The organism is Macromonas nakdongensis (genome assembly GCF_002837145.1).
GTDB classification, from domain to species: Bacteria; Pseudomonadota; Gammaproteobacteria; order Burkholderiales; family Burkholderiaceae_C; genus Macromonas_B; species Macromonas_B nakdongensis.
Window position 1 is genome coordinate 21,666 of sequence record NZ_NWMV01000089.1, and the last position, 6,203, is coordinate 27,868.

The following is a 6,203-nucleotide window of genomic DNA, read 5'->3' on the forward strand; positions in this document are numbered from 1 at the left end:
GCGGGCAGCGCCTCAGACCTGCATGTTCATCACGTCGGTGTAGGCTTGCATCATGCGGTTGCGCACGTGCAGGGCCGCCTGGAACCCGATTTGCGACTTCTGCATGGACAGCATGGTCGCTTCCAGGCTGACGTTGGGATTGCCCTGTTGAAACTGGGTCTGCAGTTCGGTGCTCTGATTTTGCGCAGCGCTCACGCTTTGCAGCGCCGTCTTGAAGGCCTCGCCAAAACCGCCTGGGGCCACGCCCCCGACCTTGCCGGCGACACCGGCCGCGCCAGCCACCCCTTGGGGGCGGGCAACGGCAGACAGGTTGGCAGAGCTCAGAGGGGTCAGGCGCAGGTCCATGGCATTTCTTCCTGGGGCATGGCGGATGGGGGCTTCCATCCGTTGCGGTGATCGTACGGCCGACCGGCCTGGAACTTGAACCGGAAGAAGGGGTGTTTGGCCCGCCTTTTCGGGCTTTAGTTTGGGGGGGGCACTTCCATAATCGCCCCCATGAACACCGCCGTTGCCGAAATCGATGCCACCACCCTGCCCGAAAAGCGGCCCAATCCGCTGATGGCGGGCTTTGCGCGACTGGACAACACCCGCAAGGGCATGCTGGGCCTGGGCGCGCTGGCCCTGGTGGGCGTGCTGGCCGCCGCCTTTTACATGGCCAACCAGCCGGACTACAAGGTGCTGTACGCCAACCTGTCCGACAAGGACGGCGGCGCGGTGCTGGCCCAGTTGTCGCAGATGAACGTGCCCTACAAGCACGCCGACGGCGGTGGCGCCATCCTGGTGCCGGCCGACAAGGTGCACGACACGCGGCTCAAGCTGGCCTCGCAGGGCCTGCCCAAGGGGGCCATCGGCGGCTTCGAGATGATGGACGCCAACCGCCTGGGCATGACCCAGTTCCAGGAGCGGCTGACCTTCCAGCGCGGCCTCGAAGGCGAGCTGACGCGTTCCATCACCGCCCTGAGTTCGGTGGCCGAAGCCCGGGTGCACCTGGCCCTGCCCAACCAGAACGGCTTTTTCCGCGAACAGCAAAAACCGTCGGCCAGCGTGCTGCTGACGCTCTACCCCGGCCGCACGCTGGACCGCACGCAGGTGGCCGGCATCGTGCACCTGGTGGCCAGCAGCGTGCCCGAAATGAACCCCAAGGCGGTCAGCGTGGTGGACCAGAACGGCGCCCTGCTCTCGCAAAGCGGCGATGCCCAGGCCGGCAGCGTGGACTCGCAACAGCTGGACTACGTGCGCACGCTGGAGCAGATGTACACCCAGCGCATCCTGGACCTGCTGGAGCCGGTGCTGGGCCGCGACAACGTGCGCGCCCAGGTGACCGCGGACGTGGATTTTTCGCAAACCGAGCAGACCAGCGAACAGCACCGCCCGAACCAGGGCACCGAACCGGCCGCCGTGCGCAGCCAGCAGCTGGTGGAAAGCGGCAACGGCGCCGGCCAGGCCGCCACGCCCGGGGTACCCGGCGCGGTGTCGAACACCCCCCCCACCCCGACGCAGGCCCCGGTCAACGGCGCTGCGGCCCCGGTGGGCGTGGTGCCGGGCAACCAGGGCGCCGGGGCCAACGACCCGAACCGCCGGCGCGAACAGGTCATCAACTACGAGGTGGACAAGACCGTGTCGGTGACGCGCAACGCCACCGGCGTGGTGCGCCGCCTGAGCGCGGCCGTGGTGCTGAACCACGTGGCCAGCACCGACAAGAAAGGCCAGGCCAGCACCGGCCCGCTGCCAGCGGCACAGATGGAACAGATCAACGCACTGGTGCGCGAAGCCATCGGCTTCAGCGGCGACCGCGGCGATTCGGTCAACGTGATGAACGCGGCCTTCACCAAAGCCGCCACCGACGGCGCCGACATCGCCTGGTGGAAGCAGGCCGACACCTTCGACCTGGCACGCAGCCTGGCCTGGCCGGTGGGCATGCTGGTGCTCGGCCTGATCCTGTTCCTGGGTCTGGTGCGCCCGGCGCTGAAAATGATGAAACCCCCAGCCCCGACCGCCACCGGCCCCGAGGCCCTGCTCGGCGCCAGCAGCGGCGGCCAGCTCGACGCCGTGGTGGACAACGAGACGCACCGCCCCGGCCTGCCCTCGCCGGTGCAAAATGAGGTCACGGTCGAAATGTTGCGACTGGAAGACGCCAAACGGCTGGCCCGCGAAAACCCGGTCGCCGTGGCGAACATTGTCAAGGGCTGGGTCAACGGGGAAAGCGCCGCGGCCGCCTGATGGCCCGAAAGGTAGACGGACATGGCTGAACCGGACGACGGACTGCAGAACGCCGCCATTTTCCTCATGTCGCTGGGGGAAGAGGAAGCGGCCGAAGTCTTCAAGCACTTCTCGCCCAAGGAGGTGCAACGCCTGGGCGAAACCATCGCCCGCATGCGCACGGTCTCCAAGGAGAAGGTGGACGGCGTCATCCACAAATTCACCAGCGAAGCGGCGTCGCAGAGCCTGCTGGTGTCGGACACCGACAACTACGTGCGCGCGGTGCTCAAGCGCGCCCTGGGCGACGACAAGGCCTCGCTGCTGATCGACCGCATCCTGCAGGGTGGCGACGTCTCGGGCATCGAGAGCCTGAAGTGGATGGACCCGATTTCGGTGGCCGAACTGCTGCGCAACGAACACCCGCAGATCCTCGCGGCCACGCTGGTGCACCTGGACCAGGACCACGCGGCCAACATCCTGCGCCAGTTCACCGAGCGCACCCGCAACGAGGTGATGCTGCGCATCGCCACCCTCGAAGGCATCCAGCCCAACGCCCTGAAAGACCTGAACGAGGCGCTCTACCACGTGCTCGCCGGCGGCGACAAGGTGCGCAAAAGCTCGCTGGGCGGGGTCAAGACCGCGGCCGAGATCATCAACCTGCTCGGCACCAGCCTGGAGGCCAGCGTGGTCGATTCGATCCGCGAGAACGACGTGGAGCTGGCCCAGAAGATCATGGACAAGATGTTCACCTTCGAGGACCTGCTCAAGCTCGACAACAAGTCGATCCAGATGGTGCTCAAGGAAGTGGCGTCGGACGCGCTGGTGATCGCGCTCAAGGGCGCCAGCACGGAGCTGAAGGAAAAGGTGCTGGGCAACATGTCGAGCCGCGCGGCCGAGGCGTTGCGCGAGGACCTGGACAGCCGCGGGCCGGTGCGCCTGTCGGAAGTGGAAACCCAGCAGAAGGACATCCTGAAGGTGGTGCGCCGCCTGTCGGACGAAGGCACCATCGTGCTGGGCGGAGGCGGAGACGATGCATTCGTCTAACCGCCACACCAGCCCCTACCACCGCTTCATCCCGAGCGAGGAGGTGGAGAAGGTGTCGGCCTGGGAATTCGCCCCGGTCGGCGAGGTGCCGGCCACGCCACAGGCCCCCCTGCCGGACGCCGCAGCGCCCGCCGCCCCCGAGGTGTCGGAGGCCTTGCTCGACGACATCCGCCAGCGCGCATACGACGAGGGCTTTGAGCACGGCCGCCAGGCCGGCGCCCAGGAAGCGCGGCAGGCACTGGAGCCGGTGCTGCAGAAAGACATGCAGCAGCAGGCGCAGCGGGTGGGCCAGCTGCTGGTGAAGCTGCAGGCCGAACTCGCCCACCTGGACGACGCCCTGGCCGAGCAGATGCTGGCCCTGGCCTGTGACTTGGCGCGGCAGGTGGTGCGGCGCGAGCTGGCCACGCCGCTGGAACCGCTGCGTGCGGTGGTGCAGGAGGCACTGGCCCTGGCGGTGCAGGACGGCAAACCCGCCACCCTGCGCCTGCACCCGCAGGACGCCCTGCTGCTGCAGACCGGCCTGGGCGACGCCCTGGCCGACACGCAGGTGAAGGTGGTGGCCGACGACCACCTGACCCCGGGCGGCTGCGTGGTGGAAAGCACCCAAGGCCAGGTGGACGCCACCGTGGAAAAGCGCTGGGCCCGCGCCGTGGCCAACCTGGGCCTGCAAGCGCCCTGGAACCCGGGGGAGCAGGCCGATGTCTGAAGCCACCGCACCGCGCCGCTGGCAGCAGTTCATGGCAGTGGCCCAACAGGCCGCCAGCCAGCACACACCGCTGGAAAGCAGCGGCAAGCTGATCCGCCTGGCCGGCCTGGTGCTGGAGGCCCAGGGCGTCAAGGTGCCGGTCGGCTCTCAGTGCGTCATCGACATGCCTGCCGACCCCGACACCGCCGTGCTGGCCGAGGTGGTGGGCTTCAACGGCGAACGCGCCTTCCTGATGCCGGCGGGCGAGGTGCAGGGCCTGTCCAGCGGCGCCCGGGTGCGCCCCCTGCCCCCTTACCGGCCGCAACCCCGGCTGGGGCAGCCGCTCAAGCCCCTGGCCCCCAACGACCGCGGCGTGCTGCGCCTGCCGCTGGGCCGGGGCCTGCTGGGCCGGGTGGTGGACGCCCACGGCCACCCGTTGGACCACCGCGGCCCGCTGCAACACATCGAAGTGGAGCCGATGGAACGCGCGCCCATCAACTCCATGGACCGCGCCCCGGTGCGCCAGCCGCTGGACACCGGCGTGCGCGCCATCAACGCCCTGCTCACCGTGGGCCGTGGCCAGCGCCTGGGCCTGTTCGCCGGCTCCGGCGTGGGCAAGAGCGTGCTGCTGGGCATGATGGCGCGCTTCACCCAGGCCGATGTCATCGTCGTCGGCCTGATCGGCGAACGCGGCCGCGAGGTCAAGGAATTCATCGAAGACATCCTGGGCGAGGAAGGCCTGCGCCGCTCCGTCGTGGTGGCCGCGCCGGCCGACTCGCCCCCGCTGGTGCGCATGCAGGGCGCCAACTACGCCACCGCCATCGCCGAGAAATTCCGCGACGACGGCCTGGACGTGCTGCTGCTGATGGACTCCCTCAGCCGCTACGCCATGGCGCAACGCGAAATCGCGCTGGCCATCGGCGAACCGCCGGCCACCAAGGGCTACCCCCCCAGCTGTTTTGCCAAACTGCCGCAGCTGGTGGAACGCAGCGGCAACGGGCCCGAGGGCAAGGGTTCCATCACCGCCTTCTACACCGTGCTGTCCGAAGGCGACGACCAGCAGGACCCCATCGCCGATGCCGCCCGCGCCATCCTGGACGGGCACATCGTGCTGTCGCGCGCCATGGCCGAATCGGGCGTCTACCCCGCCATCGACATCGAGGCCTCGGCCTCGCGCGTGATGCACAACGTGGTCACGCCGCAGCACCAGGAACGCGCGCGGCGCTACCGCCAGTTGTATTCGCGCTACCAGAAGAGCCGCGACCTGATCCAGCTCGGTGCCTACGTGGCCGGCAGCGACCCCGAAACCGACCAGGCCATCGCCCTGTTCCCCGGCATGCAGCGCTTTCTGATGCAGGACATGCGCGAAAAAGCCGCGTTTGCCGCCAGCGTGACGCAGCTTGGCCAGGCCCTGGGCCTGTCGGCGGGCGACGACAAGGCCCGGGCGGCCCAGAAACCCGCGGGCGGTGCGCGCGCCGCCACAGGCAGGCCCGCATGAAAACCCTGCGTGCCCTGGAAACCGTGGTGGAAGTGGCCACCCGCCGCCGCGACGAGGCCCTGCAAGCCCTGGGCAAGGCCCAGCGCGAGCACCAGCAGGCCGAACAGCAACTGGCCCAGTTGCAGGGCTACACCGCCGAATCGCTGGAACGCTGGCGCCAACGCGCCAGCGTCGGCATCAGCGCCACCCTGCTGCAGACCCAGCAGAACTTCATGGGCAAGCTGGACCACGCGGTGTCGTTCCAGAACGGCGTGCTGCAGCGGCTGCAACTCAACATCGACCACTGCCGCGAACAACTGGTGCAGGCCGAGCGCGAGCTGGCCAGCCTGAACAAGTTCGTCGAGCGGCGCGAGCAGGCACACCAGCACCGCGCGCAAAAGCAGGACCAGAAGGCCAACGACGAAATGGCCGCGAACCAGCACCGCCAGCACAGCACGGCCCACCTTTGGAAGTGACCCCATGAAAACCGAACACGCCCCCGCCAGAACCACGGCATCCACCCAGGCCGCCACGGCCACGGCCGGGCGCCCGCGCCCCGCGCCAGGGCAGGCCCCGGCCGACCTGTTCGCCCAGTTGCTGCAGTCCGGGCTGGAGGACGCGGCCGTGTCCGACACGGCGCTCACCGCCAACCGGGCAGCGGCCGACGACAGCGCCGCCGGCGCCGAGACCGCCGCCTCGGCCGAAGCCGCCGACCAGACCGCCGAAATCCGCCTGACCGAGGACGATCCCCTCGCCCCCCTGCTGGCCCTGATCACCCCGCCCAGCCACACCACCGTT

General features: G+C 69.1%; 7 protein-coding genes. 6 read left to right on the forward strand and 1 reads right to left on the reverse strand.

Going from position 1 to position 6,203, the window contains the following annotated elements:
- Nucleotides 1-12: 12 nt before the first annotated feature.
- Nucleotides 13-345 (reverse strand): flagellar hook-basal body complex protein FliE, encoded by a 333-nt coding sequence (gene fliE, locus CON77_RS11815; protein ID WP_101049391.1) that lies wholly within the window; start codon nt 343-345, stop codon nt 13-15.
- A gap of 150 nt (nt 346-495) precedes the next feature.
- Here fliE and fliF point away from each other — a divergent pair, with 150 nt between their 5' ends.
- The 6 genes from fliF to CON77_RS11845 all read left to right on the forward strand — a co-directional run.
- A complete protein-coding gene (fliF, locus tag CON77_RS11820; RefSeq protein ID WP_101049393.1) occupies nt 496-2,220 on the forward strand; it encodes a flagellar basal-body MS-ring/collar protein FliF in 1,725 nt (574 codons plus the stop codon).
- 21 nt (nt 2,221-2,241) lie between these two features.
- Nucleotides 2,242-3,243 (forward strand): flagellar motor switch protein FliG, encoded by a 1,002-nt coding sequence (gene fliG, locus CON77_RS11825; protein WP_101049395.1) that lies wholly within the window; start codon nt 2,242-2,244, stop codon nt 3,241-3,243.
- Nucleotides 3,230-3,949, forward strand: a complete 720-nt coding sequence (locus CON77_RS11830; RefSeq protein WP_101049397.1) for a FliH/SctL family protein — start codon at nt 3,230-3,232, stop codon at nt 3,947-3,949. Before fliG ends, CON77_RS11830 begins: the two co-directional genes overlap by 14 nt.
- Complete coding sequence (gene fliI, locus CON77_RS11835) at nt 3,942-5,426, forward strand: flagellar protein export ATPase FliI (protein WP_232788521.1); 1,485 nt, start codon at nt 3,942-3,944, stop codon at nt 5,424-5,426. The genes CON77_RS11830 and fliI overlap by 8 nt, the downstream gene beginning before the upstream one ends.
- Complete coding sequence (gene fliJ / locus CON77_RS11840; protein WP_101049399.1) at nt 5,423-5,881, forward strand: flagellar export protein FliJ; 459 nt, start codon at nt 5,423-5,425, stop codon at nt 5,879-5,881. The genes fliI and fliJ overlap by 4 nt, the downstream gene beginning before the upstream one ends.
- Before the next feature lie 4 nt (nt 5,882-5,885).
- Nucleotides 5,886-6,203, forward strand: a 318-nt coding sequence (locus tag CON77_RS11845) for a hypothetical protein (RefSeq protein WP_198552359.1), incomplete at its 3' end; no start/stop codon positions are given.

Bases quoted from the DNA above. Each gene is read 5' to 3' on its own strand.
- fliJ (WP_101049399.1), top strand. From the start codon at position 5,423: ATGAAAACCCTGCGTGCCCTGGAAACCGTGGTGGAAGTGGCCACCCGC.
- fliG (WP_101049395.1), top strand. From the start codon at position 2,242: ATGGCTGAACCGGACGACGGACTGCAGAACGCCGCCATTTTCCTCATG.
- fliI (WP_232788521.1), top strand. From the start codon at position 3,942: ATGTCTGAAGCCACCGCACCGCGCCGCTGGCAGCAGTTCATGGCAGTG.
- CON77_RS11830 (WP_101049397.1), top strand. From the start codon at position 3,230: ATGCATTCGTCTAACCGCCACACCAGCCCCTACCACCGCTTCATCCCG.
- fliE (WP_101049391.1), bottom strand. From the start codon at position 345: ATGGACCTGCGCCTGACCCCTCTGAGCTCTGCCAACCTGTCTGCCGTT.
- fliF (WP_101049393.1), top strand. From the start codon at position 496: ATGAACACCGCCGTTGCCGAAATCGATGCCACCACCCTGCCCGAAAAG.